This is a genomic window from Streptomyces sp. AK02-01A, from assembly GCF_033795305.1.
Classification (GTDB): domain Bacteria; phylum Actinomycetota; class Actinomycetes; order Streptomycetales; family Streptomycetaceae; genus Streptomyces.
Genome location: NZ_JARBAE010000012.1, coordinates 53,766 through 71,373 on the forward strand (window position 1 = coordinate 53,766; position 17,608 = coordinate 71,373).

Below are 17,608 nucleotides of genomic sequence, written 5' to 3' on the forward strand. Positions count from 1 at the left end.
GCGGGCTCACTGACCGGCCTCCTTGGGACGCGGCTCCGACTCGCGCACCGCTTGGCGCAGTCGGTAGAGGCCGACGGCCGAGCGTGTGACCGATGCCAGGGCCCGCAGGTGCTCGTAGGCGTAGCCGGGCGGAGTGTGCGCGGTGGGCCTGGTGTGGTGATCGAGAAGCCGGTCGGCGTCCTCTCGCATCTCTCGGTACAGCGCTGTGCCGGTGTCACCGAGGTCCTGGCGCAGCAGCAGTTCGAGATGGCCACGGAGCTTCTTCGTGGTGATGTCGACCCAGGGCCGCTCCGGAAGCGCGAGGCGACGAGCGAGAGCACCTGCGATCGTGTGAGTGATCGTCAGGAGGTCTATGGCGTAGGCGGTTTGCTCAGGAGATTCTTCGATGCCTGCACTTCCGGCCTGACGGCCGGTGGCTCCGGGCTCTTCTCCTGCCGCGCTCACCTGGTTCAACCGGCTGTTGCCTTTCTCGTTGATGCTCGCCGGAGGAGTGGCGAGCCGCTCCGCGCGGTACCGGCGGTGCAGGCGGCACAAGGCCGCCAGAAGCCGACGGACTGTCTCCGTGTCCGTGGCGAAGAGGGAGTGTTTTCGGGTCTCGACGGCCGACGGCGGCTGCCAGTCGCAGTGCGTACCGGGAATGCGGCGCTCCGGGCGGCCGGTCTGTTGTGTCATGGCGCGCTCGCCGCCGCTGTCGTACTGACGGTGCACCAGGTGCATGTGCCGCGTCGGCCCCAGTCGTGTGCGAGCGTGGCGACGAGGAACATGCCGCGTCCGTTCTCCTCCTCAGGACCGGGCCTCCGGACCTCCACACGGCCGCGCGAGAAGTCGTCCACCTCGATCAGTACGTCGCCGGACCGGTCGCAGGAGAGTGAGAACCGGACACATGGTCCGTGACCGTGCAGCACGGCGTTGGTGACGATCTCGCTGACCAGAAGCTGTACGGTCGCCACCGCCTCCTCGTGCACACCGCACTGCTGGAGAAGCGTGCCGGTGATACGGCGCATGTGCTCGACGCGGCGGGTGCGAGGCTGGAAGGACAGGCTCAGCCGCAGCGTGTCTCGTATCTCAACGCGAGCTGTCGAGGCTGGAGTTGCGCTCTGCGTGAGTGGAGGCATCGCGAGTCCTTTCCGTCGATGTCGGTGGATGCCGAGAGGCTGATGCTTCGAGCCAACGCCCGGCTGCACGCGGTCACTTAAAGTGCTGATTCGGCAGCGCTAAGTGAGTTGCAGGTATAGCCTCGCATCAGAGCGGCGGCCTCGGAACCAATCTCGTGAGATCTCGCGAACAAGTTCTGTCGCGAAGTGCCGTCCCTGCGAAGGCCGTTCGCAGAGAGACAGCCGCTCCCGCTATGACGCAGAACGTTCCTTGCGGAGGCAGAAGGAACGCCTACACACTGGGCAGTGCGCAGAGAGGACAACACATGATCACGGACATCGAGTCGGCAACACCCGCTCTGTGCCGCTTGCAGTTGGGAAGTGAGCTGCGCGACCTCCGACTGAAAGCGGGACTGACATCACGTCAGGTAGTCAGGAAGCTTCTCTGGAGTCCGTCGAAGCTGACGCGGCTGGAGACGGGAGAGAACGCGGCTGTCGAGACCTCGGACATCATGGCCCTCTGCCAGATCTTCGAGGCGGATCCGGAGACGACGGAGCTGCTGAAGGGATACGCAGCCGTCACCAAGACCAAGCGGGACTGGTGGCAGTCCAAGGAGTATCGACCGGTCATCAGCCCCAGCTTCAAGGCGTTCTTGGGTCTCGAAGCCACGGCCTCGGGTTTGCAGGACTACGAGTCGGAGTTTGTCCCGGGCCTGCTCCAGACCGAGGCTTATGTGCGGGTGATCCACCAGCGAGCCCACCAGGGCCTCAGCGATGAAGAGATTGATCGTCTGGTGGCCGTGCGGATGACCCGGCAGGAGGTCCTGCATCGCGAGTCGCCGCTGAAACTAACGGCAATCATCAACGAAGCCGTGCTGTACCGGCAGGTGGGAGGGTCGGCCATCATGCGGGCGCAGCTCGCGCACATTGCCGAGGTCTCCGCAGCGCCGAACGTTCGGGTTCAGGTGGTTCCTTTCGAACTGGGGGCCCACGCGGGGATGAACGGTGCTTTCATGATCTTGCAGTTCCGCGACCGGGTCGCTCTCAAGCCGATCGTCTACTTTGAGAACCTGGCCGATGGCTGGGTGACGAGGCGTGAGGCAGACGTGGAGCGTTACGAGGAATCGTTCACCGATCTACAAGCCCTTGCTCCGGGTCCTCAGGAGTCCGTGAGCATGATCAAGAAAGCAATGAAGGAGCATTGATTCCGATGACGACCACGGCTGACGCGCTGACCGGCGCCGACTGGTTCAAGTCCAGCTACAGCAACGACCAGGGCGGAGCGTGCGTCGAGGGTGCCCGTCTCTCCGGCGGTGTGATGGCCGTACGTGACTCCAAGGACCCGCAAGGTCCTGCCTTCGTCCTTGCCGGTGGCGCGTGGACGACCTTTGTCGCCGCGCTCAACGGCGGTGAGTTCGAGGTATGACCGGCATCGACTGGTTCAAGTCCAGCTACAGCAACGCCCAAGGCGGCGAGTGCGTCGAAGGCGCTCGTCTCTCCGGCGGTGTGATGGCCGTACGTGACTCCAAAGTCCCGGACGGTCCTGCCTTCGTCCTCGCAGGCGGAGTCTGGACGGCCTTCCTCGACGCTCTCACCGGCGGCAAGCTCGACGGGCCTCGCTCGTAGACCGAGGCCGTCTCCGTACACACCTATACGCCTGTGGGCTGTTCCCTTCCGGGAGCAGCCCACAGGTGTGAGATCTCAGAGGTGCGGCTGCCGGTCTCCTGTGACGGACAGGAGCTGGAGCTTCTCGTGGCTCTCGGTGCCAGGAGTGGCGGTGTAGACCAGGAGTGCCTGAGCCTGGTCGGCGTCGTAGAGCACCTGGCAGTGCAGTTCGAGGAGGCCCAGGTCCGGATGCTGGATACGCTTCGGTCCTTGGCGTTCGAGGTCGATCTCATGTGCGCTCCAGAGCTGCCGGAACTCTTCGCTCTCTTCCAGGAGCGCGTCGACGACCTGTCCCGCGCGGGAGTCGGCGCCTTGGCGCGAGTAGGTGGCACGCAGTCCGGAGGTGAAGACCCGGCCGTGGCTCGGATGGTCGGCCTCGGGATAGATGCGGCGGGCGTGCGGATCGGTGAACCAGCGGTACACCATGCTGCGGGACAGGCCGGTGAAGTCGGTCTCGTTGCCGACGAGTGCGACCGCGAGCCTCGTCTGGACCAGCGTTTCCGCGAGAATGGTGATGACCTGCGCGGGAGTGTCGTCGAGGCGGTCCAGGATCCGCATGATGCCCGGGTTGACATGGTCGGAGCGCTGAGTCCGGCCCGGTGTGTTGTGTCCGGCCATCCGGAAGAGATGGTCGCGTTCCTCCAGCGACAGATGCAGACCACGCGCGATGGCGGCGAGCATCGGCTCGGAAGGCTGCGGTCCGCGTTGCTGTTCGAGGCGGCTGTAGTAGTCGGTGGACATGCCGGACAGAGTGGCGACCTCTTCGCGGCGCAGGCCGCGCGTGCGTCGGCGCGGTCCTCGCGGCAGGCCCACGTCCTCCGGCTGGAGGGCTTCGCGGCGGGTCCGGAGGAAGTCCGCCAGTTGTGCTCGGTCCATGTGCTGAGTCTCTCTCGTCGCGAGGCCGAATCACGAGATCGCTCGCTGCTCCGAGCGGCTGCGCGGGCCTGTGCGCGGTACGGCGGTGACCAGGGTCAGACGCTCGGATACGCGACCTTGGCGAGGTCCTCGGAGACCTGCCAGACGCGGCGCGCGTCCTCCTCGTTCCTGATGGATCTGTAGAGCGCCTGCTCGGTCGGAGGACCGGTCAGATGTCCGGGCCCGGCCGGTCCGTAGAAGGCGCCGCCTTTCGCGTGCGGGCTGGTGGCCGCGTCGTCGCCCAGGGCGCCTCGATCCGGATACGTTCCACCGCCGCCGCGCCTTTGACCGGATTCCGTACGGGCATGACGACCTCCGCGCCGGCCAGTGCGAGCCTGCCGGCCAGGCCGAGACCGACTCCGTCGCTCGCGCCGGTCACGACTGCCGGCTTGCCGGTCAGATCCGGGACGGTGATGTCCAGTGTGGTGCGGGCCATGACTACTCCTCGGAGCAGCGGTGGTGACGGGTCGCGGAATCTGGTCTCGCCGGGCGGTCGAGGGGCCGGACAGCCCTTAGATCAAGGTCCCGCCGGAGGCCTCGACGCGCTGGGCGTTGATCCAACCGGTGTGCTCGGAGAGCAGTGCCGAGATGACACCGCCGATGTCCTCCGGCTCGCCGACGCGGCCGAGTGCGGTCTGGCTGTCCAGCGCGGCACGGATCTGCTTGTTGTCGCGGACACCGCCGCCGCCGAAGTCGGTGGCGACCGGTCCGGGAGCGATCGTGTTGGCGGTGATGCCGCGCGGGCCCAGTTCCTTGGCCAGATAGCGGGTGAAGACCTCGATGGCGCCCTTCATCGCCGCGTACGCGGAGGTGCCGTGTGCGGTGAAGCGGGTCAGACCGGTGGACACATTGACGATCCGGCCGCCGTCCGCGAGCAGTGGCAGCAGCCGCTGGGTCAGGAAGTACACACCACGGAGGTGGACGTTCATCAGCTCGTCGAAGCCCTCCACCGTCATCTCCGCGATCGGCGCCGCGACATAGCCACCGGCGTTGTTGACCAGGAAGTCGAACGTCTCCCGGTCCCAGCCGTCCTTGAGCAGCCGGCGTACGTCATCGGTGAACGTGTCGAAGGCGTCGAGCCGGCCGGTGTCGAGCTGGACGGCGAAGGCGGTCCGGCCCAGCGAGACGGCGGCATCGACGACGGCCTCGGCCTCGTCGGCGTGTGAGCGGTACGTGATGATGAGGTCGACGCCGTCCTGCGCCAGCTTCAGCGCGGTGCTGCGGCCCAGTCCTCGGTTGGCACCGGTGATGATGGCGATCCTGCTCTGCGCGGTCATGGAATGGCTCTCCCAGTGACGAGGATGGCCGTCGCGTGCCGATCACGCGGACTTCTGCGAACCATCACCGCCATGACCCACAGTGGTCCGCGCGCCGATCCGGATGAAGGACTCACTTATCCAGGGACCGCCGATCCCTCCACCGCGTTCGCGACCATAGTTTGGTCTCACAAAACGCTGGTCTCACAAAAACATGCTCATCACATCGTTAAATTGCATGAAAGACTCTCATAAGAGTGCAGATCGCATATGCTTTCAATGTGTTCTTCAGTGCGTCATTTCTCATGATCGCGCCGGGAGGTTGGGCCGTCGGCGAGGACGCTCCATGAACGCCGCGACAGCCGGCCGCGAGCAGGCCGAGCGACTGGAACACCTCGGATCCCAGGTGTTCGCACCGCTCAGTGTCGTCCCGGACGGCGACGACCGGGATTTCCGTGGCACGCTGCGGCATGCGACCGCCGGAGATGTCGTCGTGACCCGGGTCTGGGCCACGGCCTGCGATGTGATGCGGTTGCCGACGCTCATCGGCTCCGGCGATCACGAACTCGTCAAAGTGACACTGCGCGGTCGTGGCCAGGTGGGCTTCGAACAGGACGGCCGGCGATGTCTGCTCGGGCCGGACGAACTGGTCGCCTACGAGACCGTCCGGCCGTACACGCTGTGCTTCACCGAGCCGGCCGATCTGGTGGTCCTCGGCATACCGCGCACACTGCTGGGACCACACATCGACCAGGTGGCAGGCCGGACCGCCTGCGCCATACCGGCCGACTCCGGTGCGCATCGACTCGCGGCGACGCTGCTCCGGGACGCGGCCGACGACCTGGACGGCCTCGCCGGCGACAACGGTCCGCACCTCGCCGACGCTCTGGTCTCTCTCGCGCTGTCCGCGCTCGCCGGACCGTCGGTCGTGCCACCTGGTCAGGAGCTCGCCGACCAGGTGCTGACCTACTGTCTGCGCCGCCTCTCCGATCCGCGCCTGTCCGCGGAGTCGGTGGCCGCGGAGCACCGGATCTCCTTGCGCTATCTGTACAAGATCCTGGAGCCGCGCGGCATCAGGCTGTCGGCCTGGATCCGCAGCCGCCGGATGGAACGGATCAGGCACGATCTCAGCGATCCGGCGCTGGGCCATCGCGCCGCCGCGATGATCGCCGCGGACTGGGGCGTCCTGGACGCCACTCACCTCAGCCGCGCGCTGCGCGCCGAATGCGGACAGAGCGCGGCCGAGATCAGGCGAACCGCGCGGCTGCGCGGCGCCGGCCTGCGACCGCCGCGGTGACGGCGGCTTCGACGGCCCGGCCGCGCGAATCCGTGCCGCCGGACTCGTGCCACCGGACTCGTGCCACCGGACTCAGGCGTCCGCGAGGATGAGGTCCGCGGCCTTCTCGCCGATCATCATCGACGGCGCGTGTGTGTTGCCGGACGGAATGGCCGGCATGACCGAGGCGTCCGCGACGCGCAGCGACCGTACTCCGTTGACCCGCAGCTCCGGGTCCACGACGGACATCGGATCCTGGCCCATCCGGCAGGTGCCGACCTGATGGTGGTAGGTGGTGGCGGCGCTCCGTACGTACTCACGCAGATCGTCGCGGGTCCTGGTCGCCGGGCCGGGAGCGACCTCCGCCTTGCGCCATTCGCGGAACGCCGAGGAATGTCCGATCTCGCGGCAGATCTCCACGGCGTCCACCAGCGTCTCCAGGTCGTGCGGAGCCTCCAGCACACGCGGATCGACCAGCGGCGCGCGCTCCGGATCGGCGCCGGCCAGCCGGAGGTGTCCTCGGGACAGTGGCCGGAGGATGCCGGGAGCGATGGTGTATCCATGCTCGGGCATCGGATAGCCGTCCGCCGGATACACCCTATGGAGAAAGATCGGCTGGAGGTCGGGTCCGAGCAGCCGTGGATCGCTCTTCCAGTAGAGCTGGCTCTCCAGCAGGTTGTATCGGCCGGGAGGCAGCGGCTTCGTCGACTCGTAGATGTTCGAGATCAGAAGATGGTCGTGCAGATTCTCTCCGACACCCGGTACGTCGTGTCGGACGTCGATGCCGACATTCCTGAGGTGTTCGGCCGGACCGATCCCGGACAGCAGGAGCAGCTTGGGTGAGCCGATGACACCGGCGCTGAGCACCACCTCGGCGGAGGCGTAGGCCCGGCGCGGCTCACCGCGCACGCTGTACTCGACGCCGACGGCCCGGTCGCCGTCGAAGAGGAGGCGACGCGCCAGCGCGAGCGTGGTCACGGTGACCTCGGGACGTTCCCGGACCGGCGCCACGAAGGACTGCCAGCTCGACATGCGCCTGCCGTCCCGCGTGGTGATCTGGTTGAATCCCGCGCCCAGCGGATGCTCGCCGTTGAAGTCGTCGGTCTTCGGGAAGCCGCTGGAGACGGCCGCGTCGACAAACGCCGCAGCCGTGGGATGAGGGTCGTGGATCCGGCAGACCGGCTGAAGACCTCCCGCTCCGTGCCACCGGCTCGCTCCGTCCTCGTGGTCCTCGGACTTCAGGAAGTACGGAAAGACGCTCTCCCAGTCCCAGCCGGTCGCGCCGCCGTAGCTCCAGGCGTCGTAGTCACTCCGGACTCCGCGCATATAGATCATGCCGTTCACCGAGGCGCAGCCGCCGAGGACCTTTCCTCTGGGCATGCGCACGGAACGATCCTTCGCGTGCTTCTGCGGAACCGTCCGCACCGCCCAGTCGAGTTCACTGTCGAACAGCGCGGGCCAGGAGGAAGGGTTGTGCACCAATTCACTGGTGTCCTCGGGACCGGCTTCCAGAATATGGACGCTATGGCCACGGTCGAGCAGCCTGCGGGCGATCACACTGCCCGATGAACCGGCTCCTACCACGACATATTCGTGCTCTACTCGCTCGGTTTCCAACATGGTCCGCTCCTTTCGACATCCCCTCCTCCCTGCTTTCGACGGTAGGCGGCGGAAAGCCTCGGAATTCTCCTCGTTGCGCACGATTACTCGCCCATACGAGCACGGTCCGCGCGAGCGGACAGGAGCGGGCGCCTTGCCTTGACGTCGGCGTCAAGGCTTACCGTCGTCGGCATGCGAATCGGCGAGCTGGCGGAGCGGGCCGGGACGACCACCCGCGCTCTGCGTTACTACGAGTCACGCGGACTGCTGCCCGCCCGGCGCGCGGTGAACGGCTACCGCACCTACGACGAGGACGATCTGCGGCTGCTCCAGCAGATCAGGACCCTGCAGGACTTCGGGTTCGATCTGGAGGAGACCCGGCCGTTCGTCGAGTGCCTGCGCGCCGGGCATCCGGCCGGAGACTCCTGTCCGGCCTCGCTCGCCGTCTACCGGAGCAAGCTCACCGAGCTGGACGGACTGATCGACCAGCTCCAGTCGGTCCGTGCCCAGGTAGGAGCGCAGCTCGCGCAGGCCGAGGAGGCGCGGGCCGGACTGGCGGCCGGAGCCGACGCACCACGGTGCGAGCTGACGCACGCGCTCAGCCATGACGCTTACGACGCTTATGACGCTCATGAGGAGACAGAGAATGATCAGGATTGAAGGCGTCGACGCGGTGACGGACGCGGACTTCGACGGCGAGGTGCTGAAGGCCGCGCTGCCGGTGCTGGTGGAGTTCACCGCCGACTGGTGCCCGCCGTGCCGTCAGCTCGCGCCGGTGCTCGCCGCCGTGGCGGAGGAGGAGGCCGGCCGGCTCAAGGTCGTGCAGATCGATGTGGACAGCAATCCGGAGATCACGGGCCGGTACGGCGTACTGGCGATGCCGACGCTCATCGTGTTCCACGGAGGTGAGCCGGTGAAGTCGATGGTCGGCGCGCGGCCGAAGCGCAAGCTGTCGCAGGAGCTTGAGGACGTGATCTGAGGTCCGCCGGTGACTGCCGGTGTCCGTCGCCCGACGGCGGGCCCGGTGTCCCGGCGGCCGCGCGGTGTCTTTGTGCCGGAGCGGTCGCGCCGCGCGTCCGGACACCATGCCCGGTCCCTGTGCGGAGGTCGTCAACCGCCATCACCCGTACGCAAAAAAATGCCCCGGCTCCGAATTGACGGCCGGGGTGTTTCTCTGCGTATATTGGTGGTTTCCGTGTCCCTGAATGAATATGGACATGGACCGGGTCACTGGGAACAGCGTATCGGACAGGGGCTGAATTGTCAACCGAGGAATTGCAGAACGAGCAGCAATTCGTCTCCCTTCTCTATGAGCGGCTGGACGCTCTCCGGGAGCAGGCCGAGGCCGCCATACAGACGTCGATCGGCCAGGTCAACAGCGTGCGACAGGCCCGCGTCGAGCGCGATATCAGTGTCGCGGAACAGTCCGGCCGGGTGTCCTCGCTGAATGCGGTGGAATCCGGGCTGTGTTTCGGCCGGATCGATCTCGGCGAAGGCACGAATCCGAACACGACGCACCACATCGGACGCATCGGAATGCGGCGCGACGACGAGGAACGCACTCCGCTGCTGATCGACTGGCGGGCACCGGTGGCTCGGCCGTTCTATCTCGCCACCGGTTTCTCTCCGATGGGACTGCGCAGGCGCCGGCACATCACGACCATGGAGCGCCGTGTCACCGCGCTCCATGACGAGATCATGGATCTCACCGACACGACCCGCACCGGCTACGAGGATCCGGACGGCGACGCCGTGCTGCTCTCCGCGCTGAACTCCGCGCGCACCGGGCGGATGAGCGACATCGTGCAGACCATCCAGGCCGAGCAGGACCGCGTCATCCGCGCACCGCACCGAGGAGTGCTGGTCGTCGAGGGCGGTCCGGGCACCGGCAAGACGGCGGTGGCGCTGCACCGCGCCGCGTATCTGCTCTACGCCTACCGGGAGCAGTTGGCCCGCCGCGCCGTGCTGATCGTCGGACCGAATCCCGCCTTCCTCGGCTATATCGGCGAGGTGCTGCCGTCGCTCGGTGAGACCGGTGTGCTGCTGGCGACGACCGGCGAGCTCTTTCCCGGCGTACGGGCCACCGGCACGGACACGCCGCGAGCCGCCGAGATCAAGGGCCGCGCGGAGATGGCGCGGGTGCTCGCCGAGGAGCTGAGCGACCGGCAGGCGCTGCCGGATCCGGTGATGGAGATCGAACACGAGGACCACGGCACATTCGTGCTGGACCGGGAGACCGCGTCCGAGGCGAGACGGCTGGCCCGCGAGACCGGCCTGCCGCACAACCTGGCGCGGCCGCACTTCGCCTTCCGGATCATCGACGCGCTCACCGAGCAGCTCGCCGCCCGCATCGGCGAGGACCCGCTCGACGGCGGGAACCTGCTCGATCCCGCCGACATCGCTCAGCTCGGCAAGGAGATCGCCACCAGTCCCGAGGTGCAGGCGGCGATCGACGCGCTCTGGCCGACACTCACTCCGCAGCGGCTCGTCGCCGACTTCCTGGCGGATCCGCGCCGTCTCGGCCCGCGCGACGCCGCCGCCGTACACCGGCCGGGCCCGCGCACCGGCACCGACGCGCCGGACGAGTGGACGCCCGCCGATGTGCCGCTGCTCGACGAGGCGGCCGAACTGCTCGGTGAGGACGACACCGAGGCCCGCGCCGCCGCCGCGCTGGCACGGCAGGAGCGGATCGCCTACGCGCAAGGCGTGCTGGAGCTGTCGTACGGCTCCCGTACACAGGAGTTCGAGGACGAGCAGGAGTCGGAGGTCCTCGCCGCGCACGACATCATCGACGCCGAGCGCTTCGCCGACCGGCACGAGGAGACCGACAGCCGCAGCGCCGCCGAACGGGCCGCCGCCGACCGCACCTGGGCCTTCGGCCATATCGTCGTGGACGAGGCGCAGGAACTCTCCGCCATGGCCTGGCGGCTGCTGATGCGCCGCTGTCCGAGCCGCTCCATGACCCTGGTCGGCGATCCGGCCCAGACCGGAGACGCGGCGGGCTGCGACTCCTGGCAGCAGATCCTGGAGCCGTATGTCGGCGAGCGCTGGGAGCTGGCGAAGCTCGGCGTCAACTACCGCACACCGGCCGAGATCATGGAGGTCGCGGCCGAGGTGCGGCGGATGACGGACCCGGTGTTCGAGCCGCCGAAATCCGTCCGCTCCACCGGGAACGGCCCGCTGGTGCGGGCCGTGGACCGGACCGCGCTCGCCGGTACGGCCGCCGCGCTGGCGGCCGCGCACCCGGGCGAGGGACGGCTCGCGGTGATCGCTCCGGCCGCGCTGCTGCCCGGTCTCGCGGCCGCGCTGCCCGGCGCCTCCTGGGGCGCCACACCCGATCTGACCCGTCCCGTGGTCCTGCTGGACGCACGGCAGGCGAAGGGCCTGGAGTTCGACACGGTGCTCGTCGTCGACCCGGAAGGAATCATGGACGGCTCGCCGCGCGGCATCAACGACCTCTATGTGGCGCTGACCAGAGCGACCCAGCGGCTCGGCATCGTGCGCGACCGCGAGGTGTCGTCCCGGCTCGCGTCGGTGCGGGCCGCGACGGAGGAGTGGGCCGTCACGGACGCATAAGCCGGATGGCCCTGCCGGAGCGGGTCCGGCGGGGCCGCACGCGTGACAGCGCGGCCCGGACACGCCGGTGCGGGCCGCTCGTCCGGGTGAAGGACGGCGCTGATCGGGTGAACTTCCCGCCAGATCGTTTGTCCCGCTCGCTCCGGCGGGCTGAAGTGACGTCGCACCCGTTCCGGGTGACGCCCGGCGAGAGCCTCCTCTCCGGGCCGACGTTCCTTCTCCTCTGGAGGTCAGGTGTCCCGTACGCCTTTCTCTGCGCGTCCGTCCCGTGTTGTCCTGGCGCTGGCCGCCGGTACCGCGATGACCGCCGCCGTCGTCACCTACGCCGGCGCCGCGCCCGCGCCCGAGCGGGCACCGGCGAAGGCCGCGACCACGCTCAACTGGATCGGCGTGAAGAAGGTCGACACCGAGCCCAGGAGCGCCAGGGCGGGCGCCAGTTGGACCACCTTCCTGGAGCTGCACGAGAACAACCGGGGCCGTCCTGGAAAGATCATCGGCGATGGCAGCGCGCGGTGCGGCACGGTGCGGATCACGCACAACGGCTCGACCACCCAGTGCCAGCGGGTGCTGCGCACCTCCAAGGGCTTTCTCGCGCTGAGCGCCATGATCGACCGCTTCGGCGGAGGACCGTACAAGGGCGCGTCCGCCGTCGTCGGCGGCACCGGGTCGTACGCCGGAGCCCAGGGCGAGGCGGAGATCGTCCTGGACGGGAAGCAGGTCCGCTTCCGTATCCACCTTGGTGGCTGAGACCGCGATGCCGGGAGCGGGGCGCACGGCGCCGCCCATGTGCCCCGCTCAGGGACAGCGGACGGAGATCGCAGCCGGTGTCACCGAGCCGGCCGCCGTCCTGACGAACGCTCCGGACCCGGCATCCGAGTCCGCGCTGTCGGCCGAGGCCCGGCGCTTTCTGCTGGACGACGAGACACCCGTGGACGGTGACCGTGCGCACCGGCTCGCCGCCGCGCTGGCGGAGATCCGCGCGACCGGCGGCTACCGCCAGACGACGGCCGAGCTGGCCCACGGCTGCAAGATCGCCTGGCGCAACCACGCGCGCTGTGTCGGCCGGCTGCACTGGAAGGCGCTGCGCGTGGTCGACCGCCGCGACGCGACCAGTGCCGAGGAGGTCTTCGCCGCCTGTGTGGACCATCTCCGGCTGGCCACCAACCACGGCCGGCTCCAGCCCGTCATCACCGTGTTCGGCCAGCGGTCACCGGACGGCTCCGGGCCCAGGATCTGGAATCCGCAGCTCGTGCGCTACGCCGGATACGCGCGGCCCGACGGCGGTGTGGTGGGCGATCCGCTGCAGGTGGACCTCACGGCGGCGGCGCGCTCGCTCGGCTGGCGCGGCGCCGGCGGTCCGTTCGACGTACTGCCGCTGATCGTGCGGATGCCCGGCGAGGAGCCGCGCTGGTTCTCACTGCCCGAGGACGCGGTGCTGGAGGTGGAGCTCGTCCATCCGGACCTGCCGTGGTTCGCGGAGCTGGGCCTGCGCTGGCACGCCGTACCGGCCATCTCCGACATGCTGCTGGAGATCGGCGGTGTCGAGTATCCGGCCTGTCCGTTCAACGGCTGGTACGTCGGATACGAGATCGGCGCGCGCAATCTCGCCGACACCGACCGGTACGACATGCTGCCGCGCGTGGCGGCCGGGATGGGCCTGGACACCGGCCGCGACGACACACTGTGGAAGGACGTGGCGCTGGTCGAGATCAACCGGGCCGTGCTGCACTCGTTCCACCGGGCCGGCGTGCATATCGTCGACCACCACACCGTGACCCGGCAGTTCGTCACTCATGAGGAGCGCGAAGAGCGCCGTGGCAGGGCCACTCCCACCGACCGCGACTGGATCGTGCCGCCGCTGTCCGCCTCCACCACACCGGTGTTCCACCGGACGTACACCAACACCGCCGTACGGCCGAACTACCACCGGCAGCCACCGGCCTGGACGTGAGACAGGCCAGGCAGACACCTGGAGACGCCGCCAGGCCGGGGGCGGACGGTGATCCTCCACCGTCCGCCCCCGGACGGCTCCCTGGGACGTGCCATGGCCCCGCCGGAGCGGATGTGGCGTGGCCAGAGCCATATATGAGGGTACGTCAGACGGGCCGCAGCCAGATCGTCGCCAACGGCGGCAGCGTGAGCTGGAGGCTCGCGGGCCGGCCGTGCGCGCCGACCGATTCCGGCTTCACCGGTTCCGGGTTGAGCACATCGCCGCCGCCGTAGCGCGCCGCGTCCGTATTGAGGACCTCGGTCCAGGCCGAGAACTCCTCCGGCACGCCGAGCCGGTAGTCGTGCCGGACCACCGGCGAGAAGTGCGAGACCGCCAGCAGTGGCGCGCCGGCCGCGTCGAAGCGCAGGAAGGCGAAGACATTGTCCTCGGCGGCGCCGCCGTCCACCCAGGAGAAGCCCTCCGGCGCGGTGTCCCGCTCCCAGAGCGCGGGCGTCCTGCCGTACACCGCGTTGAGATCGCGGACCAGATCACGCACACCCTGGTGGTCGGCCGCCGCCGCGTAGGACGGATCGAGCAGCCACCAGTCCGGGCCATGGCCCTCCGACCACTCCGCGCCCTGAGCGAACTCCTGTCCCATGAAGAGCAGTTGCTTGCCCGGATGCGCCCACATGAAGCCGAGATAGGCGCGATCGTTGGCGCGCTGCTGCCACCAGTCACCGGGCATCTTGGAGACCAGCGCCCGCTTGCCGTGGACCACCTCGTCGTGGGAGATCGGCAGGACGTAGTTCTCGCTGTACGCGTACACCATGGAGAAGGTCATCTCACCGTGGTGATACTTGCGGTGGACGGGCTCCTTGGCGACATAGTCCAGCGAGTCGTGCATCCAGCCCATGTTCCACTTCAGTCCGAAGCCGAGACCGCCGAAGCCGTCCGGGCCCACGACATGCGTGGCGCGCGTGACGCCGTTCCAGGCGGTGGACTCCTCGGCCACGGTCACCACACCGGGACAGCGGCGGTAGACCGTGGCGTTCATCTCCTGGAGGAAGGCGACGGCGTCCAGATTCTCCCGGCCGCCGCGCTCGTTCGGAGACCACTGGCCCTCCTCGCGGGAGTAGTCCAGATAGAGCATCGAGGCGACCGCGTCGACCCGCAGCCCGTCGATATGGAACTCCTCGCACCAGTACACGGCGTTGGCGACCAGGAAGTTACGCACCTCCGTGCGGCCGTAGTCGAATTCCAGCGTGCCCCAGTCGGGATGCTCGGCCCGCTGCGGATCGGCGTGCTCGTACAGCGGACGGCCGTCGAACCGCGCCAGCGCCCACTCGTCCTTCGGGAAGTGCGCCGGGACCCAGTCGACCAGCACGCCGATGCCCGCGCGGTGCAGCGCGTCCACGAGATACCGGAAATCGTCCGGCGTGCCCATCCGGGACGTCGGCGCGTAGAAGCCGGTGACCTGATAGCCCCAGGAGCCGCCGAACGGATGCTCCGCGACCGGCATCAGCTCGACATGCGTGAAGCCCAGATCCCTGACGTAGGCGGGAAGCTGGGAAGCGAGCTGACGATACGTCAGGCCGGGCCGCCAGGACGCCAGATGGACCTCGTACACGGAGAACGGCGCCTCGTGCACCGGCCGGTCCGCGCGGTGCGCGAGCCACTCCTCGTCGCGCCACACATGGTGGGACTCGGTCACGATGGAGGCGGTCGCGGGCGGCACCTCGGTGCGCCGCGCCATCGGATCCGCGCGCAGTGTGTGCGATCCGTCGGGACGCGTGATGTCGAACTTGTAGAGCGCGCCCTCGCCGATCCCCGGCACGAACAGCTCCCACACGCCGGTGGAGCCGAGCGAACGCATCGGCAGGCTCGTGCCGTCCCAGTAGTTGAAGTCGCCGGCGATCCGCACGCCACGGGCATTGGGCGCCCAGACGGTGAAGCGGGTGCCGGTCACACCCTGGTGTGTCATGGGACGGGCGCCGAGGGCCTTCCACAGCTCCTCGTGCCGGCCCTCGCCGATGAGGTGGAGATCGAGGTCGCCGAGCGCGGGCAGGAAGCGGTACGGATCGCCGGCCTCCAGTTCGTCGGCCTCGGCCGCGCTCGCGCCGCTCTCCGCCGAGGCGTCGCCGTACCGGACGAGCAGTGTGTACGCGGGCACCTCGCGCAGCGGCAGGACACCGGAGAAGAGTCCGTCGCCGTCGTCGTGCAGCTCGGCCCGGACACCGTCGGCCAGCACGGTCACGGCGCGCGCGTAAGGCCGCAGTGTCCGGAAGGCCACGCCGTCGCGCACCGGATGCGCTCCGAGCAGCGCGTGCGGTTCGTGATGCGAACCGGCGAGCAGCCGCTCCCGGTCACCGCCGTCCAGCGGCCGTGCGGCGCGCACGTCCCGGCCGCCCGGATCCTCGCGCGGCCGGGGAGCCACGGCGGAGGTGCCGGGACGCTCGCGGCCCGGAGACTTCCGCCTCTCGGCCGGAGCGGGCGGCGGGACCGGGAGAGTGGTGGGCTCGGGCTCGGACTTGCGGTGGGACGGCGGGCGGGCGGTCACGGGGCTGCCTCCTCGGCGGGCTTCGCTTCTGTGGGCGGTCGGGAGTGGGAGAGCGCCGGCGGTCGGGGCCGGCGGACAGGCACGGTCGGGCGGTGTACAGCGCCGGAGGCCGTGCGGCGGCGCCGCCACCGAAGCGCGGCGGCGCCGCCTCGCGGGTCAGACCTCGCCGGCCAGACGGCGGATCGCCGCCATCGGGACCGGCAGCCAGTCGGGGCGGTGCCTCGCCTCGTACAGGACCTCGTAGACCGCCTTGTCCGTCTCGTACGCGCGCAGCAGCTCGGGCTCCGCGCGCGGGTCGACGCCCGAGGCCGACGCGTATCCCTCGCAGTACGCCGCCCGGCACCGCTCCGCCCAGTCCGGACGCCACGGCTCGTGGGAGCGGGCCGCGTAGTCGAAGGAGCGGAGCATGCCCGCGACATCGCGGACCGGCGGCTGAGGCCGGCGCCGCTCGGCGAGCGGCCTGGCGGGCTCGCCCTCGAAGTCGATGACCGACCATCTGCCGTCCGGAGTCCGCAGGGCCTGTCCGAGATGCAGATCGCCGTGCACACGCTGGGCCGGCCGGCCGCGTCCGGCCTCGTCCAGACCGGCGAGCGCGGCGAAGGCGGTGCGCAGCCCGGAGACATGAGGACGCAGCGAGGGCACCGCCTGGGCCGCGAGGTCCAGCCGGTCCGCCATTGCGCTCGCGAGCTGCGCGGTCTGGCTGCGGCCCAGTGTGACCGTCGGCAGCGCGTCGGCGAGCGCGGTGTGCACCTCGGCGGTGGCCCGGCCCAGCGCGCGGGCCTCGATGGTGAAGTCGCGGCCGTCGGCCAGCGCGGCCAGCGCGAGCTGCCAGCCGTCCTGGGAGCCGCGCAGATAGGGCTGGAGCACGCCGAGTGTGAGGGATTCTCCGCTGCCCGACGGATCCGCGGCCTCGAACCAGGCGACCGGTGCGGGCACGCGCTCGCAGCCTTCCGCCGCCAGCGCCAGCGGAAGCTCCAGATCCGGATGCGGTCCCGGAAAGACCCTGCGGAGGATCTTGAGGATGAAGGCGTCGCCGTAGACCAAAGACGAGTTCGACTGCTCGGCGCCGAGCAGCCGGCCGGTGAGTCCCGCCGGGACCGGCCCGGCCCGGTCGAACCGCAGCGGTCCCTGCGCACCGGGCGAGCCCAGCCGCTCCAGCAGCAGCTCGGCGAGGCGCGGGTCGTGCAGTCCCTCGTAGGCGGTGAGACCGGCCAGCGGTCCCTCCGCCACATGGCCGATCAGCGCGGACGCCAGATACGGCGGCAGTGCCTTGCGGATCCCGAGCAGGAGCTGATAGCAGTCACCGGCCGACGCGGCGACCGCGGCGGGCGTTGATGAGGAGGGAATCGACGGCGGAGGCCCGGAGGCACCTCGCTGTTCGACCCGTACGAGCAGATGCAACAGCCACGGACCCCCCGCGTTCATCGGCAGCAGCTCGGTGACCGTCACCGGCACGAAGCCGGTGATCTGCCGGCCCTTGCCCGCGAACCAGCGCTGGCGTGGCAGCCAGTCGTGGAGCAGCGGCGTGAGCGAGCTGACCAGCGCTCTCGCGTCGGCGGGAGACACGGCGGGCGAGGTGGCGGCGAGGCGCGGGGTAGTCCGGGTGGATGCAGCCTTCGACATGGCATCGCGTCCTTTCCCCGGGCACACCACAGGATGCGCAGAGTGTCCCGGATTGCGGCAATGGCTGTCCGGCTGTGCGGGACGTGTCGGGTGAGGATGATCCGTACGGCTTGATTT

16 protein-coding genes and 1 pseudogene are annotated in these 17,608 nt (G+C 69.3%); 9 read left to right on the plus strand and 8 right to left on the minus strand.

Annotated elements, in window-relative coordinates; all coding sequences use genetic code 11:
- Positions 1-6: 6 nt before the first annotated feature.
- Together PV679_RS14355 and PV679_RS14360 are read right to left on the minus strand one after the other, a co-directional pair.
- A complete protein-coding gene (locus PV679_RS14355) occupies positions 7-672 on the minus strand; it encodes a hypothetical protein (RefSeq protein WP_319680590.1) in 666 nt (221 codons plus the stop codon).
- Positions 669-1,115 (minus strand): ATP-binding protein, encoded by a 447-nt coding sequence (locus PV679_RS14360; RefSeq protein WP_416069720.1) that lies wholly within the window; start codon positions 1,113-1,115, stop codon positions 669-671. Before PV679_RS14360 ends, PV679_RS14355 begins: the two co-directional genes overlap by 4 nt.
- A gap of 305 nt (positions 1,116-1,420) precedes the next feature.
- Between PV679_RS14360 and PV679_RS14365 the strand changes: the two genes are divergently transcribed.
- From PV679_RS14365 to PV679_RS14375, 3 genes are read left to right on the plus strand one after another with little or no spacing between them, the layout of a single operon-like run.
- Positions 1,421-2,299 (plus strand): helix-turn-helix transcriptional regulator, encoded by an 879-nt coding sequence (locus tag PV679_RS14365; RefSeq protein WP_319680591.1) that lies wholly within the window; start codon positions 1,421-1,423, stop codon positions 2,297-2,299.
- Positions 2,300-2,304: 5 nt separating this feature from the next.
- A complete protein-coding gene (locus PV679_RS14370; RefSeq protein ID WP_319680592.1) occupies positions 2,305-2,520 on the plus strand; it encodes a DUF397 domain-containing protein in 216 nt (71 codons plus the stop codon).
- Positions 2,517-2,720, plus strand: a complete 204-nt coding sequence (locus PV679_RS14375) for a DUF397 domain-containing protein (RefSeq protein ID WP_319680593.1) — start codon at positions 2,517-2,519, stop codon at positions 2,718-2,720. Before PV679_RS14370 ends, PV679_RS14375 begins: the two co-directional genes overlap by 4 nt.
- A gap of 75 nt (positions 2,721-2,795) precedes the next feature.
- Here PV679_RS14375 and PV679_RS14380 read toward each other — a convergent pair whose 3' ends face one another.
- The 3 genes and pseudogenes from PV679_RS14380 to PV679_RS14390 all read right to left on the minus strand — a co-directional run bounded on the left by PV679_RS14380 (position 2,796) and on the right by PV679_RS14390 (position 4,951).
- On the minus strand, positions 2,796-3,635 hold the full coding sequence (locus tag PV679_RS14380; RefSeq protein ID WP_319680594.1) for a helix-turn-helix transcriptional regulator: 840 nt from the start codon (positions 3,633-3,635) through the stop codon (positions 2,796-2,798).
- Between the two features lie 277 nt (positions 3,636-3,912).
- Positions 3,913-4,110, minus strand: a pseudogene (locus PV679_RS14385) (short chain dehydrogenase); the annotation flags it as partial.
- Between the two features lie 76 nt (positions 4,111-4,186).
- A complete protein-coding gene (locus PV679_RS14390) occupies positions 4,187-4,951 on the minus strand; it encodes an SDR family NAD(P)-dependent oxidoreductase (protein ID WP_319680596.1) in 765 nt (254 codons plus the stop codon).
- Positions 4,952-5,276: 325 nt separating this feature from the next.
- Between PV679_RS14390 and PV679_RS14395 the strand changes: the two genes are divergently transcribed.
- Positions 5,277-6,227, plus strand: coding sequence for a helix-turn-helix domain-containing protein (locus tag PV679_RS14395; RefSeq protein ID WP_319680597.1), 951 nt, complete (start codon positions 5,277-5,279; stop codon positions 6,225-6,227).
- Positions 6,228-6,299: 72 nt separating this feature from the next.
- Here PV679_RS14395 and PV679_RS14400 read toward each other — a convergent pair whose 3' ends face one another.
- Positions 6,300-7,826 (minus strand): GMC family oxidoreductase, encoded by a 1,527-nt coding sequence (locus PV679_RS14400; protein ID WP_319680598.1) that lies wholly within the window; start codon positions 7,824-7,826, stop codon positions 6,300-6,302.
- Positions 7,827-7,997: 171 nt separating this feature from the next.
- Between PV679_RS14400 and PV679_RS14405 the strand changes: the two genes are divergently transcribed.
- The 5 genes from PV679_RS14405 (at position 7,998) to PV679_RS14425 (ending at position 13,332) form a co-directional block, all read left to right on the plus strand.
- On the plus strand, positions 7,998-8,465 hold the full coding sequence (locus tag PV679_RS14405; RefSeq protein ID WP_319680599.1) for a MerR family transcriptional regulator: 468 nt from the start codon (positions 7,998-8,000) through the stop codon (positions 8,463-8,465).
- Positions 8,452-8,784, plus strand: coding sequence for a thioredoxin (gene trxA / locus PV679_RS14410; protein WP_319680600.1), 333 nt, complete (start codon positions 8,452-8,454; stop codon positions 8,782-8,784). The genes PV679_RS14405 and trxA overlap by 14 nt, the downstream gene beginning before the upstream one ends.
- A 281-nt stretch (positions 8,785-9,065) precedes the next feature.
- The gene (locus PV679_RS14415; RefSeq protein ID WP_319680601.1) at positions 9,066-11,381 is read left to right on the plus strand and encodes a HelD family protein; all 2,316 of its coding nucleotides are present in this window, start codon (positions 9,066-9,068) and stop codon (positions 11,379-11,381) included.
- 234 nt (positions 11,382-11,615) lie between these two features.
- Positions 11,616-12,128, plus strand: a complete 513-nt coding sequence (locus tag PV679_RS14420; RefSeq protein ID WP_319680603.1) for a hypothetical protein — start codon at positions 11,616-11,618, stop codon at positions 12,126-12,128.
- Complete coding sequence (locus PV679_RS14425; protein WP_319680676.1) at positions 12,121-13,332, plus strand: nitric oxide synthase oxygenase; 1,212 nt, start codon at positions 12,121-12,123, stop codon at positions 13,330-13,332. Before PV679_RS14420 ends, PV679_RS14425 begins: the two co-directional genes overlap by 8 nt.
- A 145-nt stretch (positions 13,333-13,477) precedes the next feature.
- Here PV679_RS14425 and glgB read toward each other — a convergent pair whose 3' ends face one another.
- Both glgB and PV679_RS14435 read right to left on the minus strand, forming a co-directional pair.
- Positions 13,478-15,868 (minus strand): 1,4-alpha-glucan branching enzyme, encoded by a 2,391-nt coding sequence (gene glgB / locus PV679_RS14430; RefSeq protein ID WP_416069721.1) that lies wholly within the window; start codon positions 15,866-15,868, stop codon positions 13,478-13,480.
- Between the two features lie 156 nt (positions 15,869-16,024).
- Entirely contained in the window at positions 16,025-17,491 is a 1,467-nt protein-coding gene (locus PV679_RS14435; RefSeq protein WP_319680604.1) for a maltokinase N-terminal cap-like domain-containing protein, read from the minus strand.
- Between the last annotated feature and the right edge of the window lie 117 nt (positions 17,492-17,608).

What these genes read in the sequence shown, in the direction of transcription:
- PV679_RS14360 (WP_416069720.1), bottom strand. Translation starts at nt 1,115, where the DNA reads ATGCCTCCACTCACGCAGAGCGCAACTCCAGCCTCGACAGCTCGCGTT.
- PV679_RS14390 (WP_319680596.1), bottom strand. Translation starts at nt 4,951, where the DNA reads ATGACCGCGCAGAGCAGGATCGCCATCATCACCGGTGCCAACCGAGGA.
- PV679_RS14395 (WP_319680597.1), top strand. Translation starts at nt 5,277, where the DNA reads ATGAACGCCGCGACAGCCGGCCGCGAGCAGGCCGAGCGACTGGAACAC.
- PV679_RS14435 (WP_319680604.1), bottom strand. Translation starts at nt 17,491, where the DNA reads ATGTCGAAGGCTGCATCCACCCGGACTACCCCGCGCCTCGCCGCCACC.
- PV679_RS14375 (WP_319680593.1), top strand. Translation starts at nt 2,517, where the DNA reads ATGACCGGCATCGACTGGTTCAAGTCCAGCTACAGCAACGCCCAAGGC.
- PV679_RS14400 (WP_319680598.1), bottom strand. Translation starts at nt 7,826, where the DNA reads ATGTTGGAAACCGAGCGAGTAGAGCACGAATATGTCGTGGTAGGAGCC.
- PV679_RS14370 (WP_319680592.1), top strand. Translation starts at nt 2,305, where the DNA reads ATGACGACCACGGCTGACGCGCTGACCGGCGCCGACTGGTTCAAGTCC.
- PV679_RS14380 (WP_319680594.1), bottom strand. Translation starts at nt 3,635, where the DNA reads ATGGACCGAGCACAACTGGCGGACTTCCTCCGGACCCGCCGCGAAGCC.
- PV679_RS14365 (WP_319680591.1), top strand. Translation starts at nt 1,421, where the DNA reads ATGATCACGGACATCGAGTCGGCAACACCCGCTCTGTGCCGCTTGCAG.
- trxA (WP_319680600.1), top strand. Translation starts at nt 8,452, where the DNA reads ATGATCAGGATTGAAGGCGTCGACGCGGTGACGGACGCGGACTTCGAC.
- PV679_RS14355 (WP_319680590.1), bottom strand. Translation starts at nt 672, where the DNA reads ATGACACAACAGACCGGCCGCCCGGAGCGCCGCATTCCCGGTACGCAC.
- PV679_RS14405 (WP_319680599.1), top strand. Translation starts at nt 7,998, where the DNA reads ATGCGAATCGGCGAGCTGGCGGAGCGGGCCGGGACGACCACCCGCGCT.